We start from the raw sequence: 1,419 nt of genomic DNA on the forward strand, positions 1-1,419 counted from the left end.
AGACGCCGACCGCCCAGGTTGACCGACCGATCCCGGATCTCGAAATCCACCACAACTCCCCAACTGGGGTGTTGCGACGACCACTAGAACCCAAGCTCGTCGGAGGGGGCCGGTCTCGTTGGTGGGCAAGGGGTGCGTCAGGTCCGGCGGCGGGCGCGGCGCAAGGCGAAGAGCACGCCCGCGCCCACGGTCAGGAGCGCGCCGCCAAGGACGAGCGGGCCGGTGATCGAGGACCCGGTGTCGGCCAGCTTGCCGTTGCCGCTCGGGTGGTTGACGACCGGGACCACGGCCTGCGTCGTCGTTGTCGTGGTGGTCGTGGCGCTCGGGCTCGACGTCGTGGTGCCGGCGCTCGTCGTCGTGCTGGTGGTCGTCGGAACCGTTGTGGTGGTGGGTTTCGTGGTGGTGGTGCTGGTCGGCTGAGTGGTGGTTGTGGTCGTCGTCGTGGTGGTCGGACGAGTGGTCGTCGTGGTGGTTGTGGTGGTGGTCGTCGTCCGACTCGTCGTGGTCGTCGTGGTGGGATCGGTAGTGGTGGGATCCGTTGTGGTCGGATCGGTTGTGGTGGTCGTCGGCGACGTCGTGGTGGTGGTGGGTTCCGTTGTTGTGGTTGTGGAGTCGGTGGTGGTCGTCGGCTCCGTGGTGGTGGTCGTTGTCGTGGGGTCGGTCGTCGTCGTCGTTGTCGTGGTGGTTGTTGTCGTCCCCTCGGACTGCACCGTGAACTCGTACAGGCGGGTCGACTGGCCCGGCTTGAGCGTGCACGGCGAGGTGAACGTGCCCAGCCCCGTCTCCGAACCGTCGGCGGTGCGCGGGGTCAGGGTGGTCACGAAGTCGCCGACGTCGATGGTCGTGGTGCCGGCGAAGGGGAAGCTCACCGACGGCGTGGTGCCCGTGGCGACCGTGTCGAACTCGCCCGACGGCGGGACCGCGGTCTTGGCCACGGTCAGGTCGGGCACGATGTCGAGCACCAACCCGGCGTTGTCGATCACGGTCTGCGCGGACGCGGTGCCTTCCACGGTCGCCGCGCCGACGAGCGCCAGGCCCTGCGTCGCCAGCTCCGGCACGGTGGCGGTGGCGGTGACGCGCGCCTCCGGGATGGGTTCGCCGACCACCGCGGTGTCCGGGAGGTCCTCGACCACGATCTCGACGCTCATGTCCTGTGCGCCGATCAACGGGAACGGGCAGTTGTAGACCAGGGTCAGCCTCGCCGTCGCCGCGCTGCCGACGCCCGCGCCCCACAGGGCCGATCCGCCGAGCACCACCGCGGTGACACCCAGCGCGGCCACCCGGTGCCGCAATCTCATCTCAGGTCCTCTCCTGCGAAACGTCGGGGCGGGCCGGCGACGGCGCCGGCCCCCCCCCCCTGGCCGATAATCCCAGTGGCGTGGTCGACGGGCACGCCGCCGAAAAAGTTAAGGGGTGGAA

1 protein-coding gene is annotated in these 1,419 nt (G+C 69.7%); it reads right to left on the bottom strand.

What is annotated here, in order from left to right; translation table 11 throughout:
• Positions 1–137 precede the first annotated feature (137 nt).
• The gene (locus tag ABTZ99_RS44950; protein WP_499619288.1) at positions 138–1,298 is read right to left on the bottom strand and encodes a DUF6801 domain-containing protein; all 1,161 of its coding nucleotides are present in this window, start codon (positions 1,296–1,298) and stop codon (positions 138–140) included.
• Between the last annotated feature and the right edge of the window lie 121 nt (positions 1,299–1,419).

This window comes from Actinosynnema sp. NPDC002837, assembly GCF_040295345.1.
Lineage (GTDB): Bacteria > Actinomycetota > Actinomycetes > Mycobacteriales > Pseudonocardiaceae > Actinosynnema.

Bases quoted from the DNA above. Each gene is read 5' to 3' on its own strand.
- ABTZ99_RS44950 (WP_499619288.1), bottom strand. From the start codon at position 1,298: ATGAGATTGCGGCACCGGGTGGCCGCGCTGGGTGTCACCGCGGTGGTG.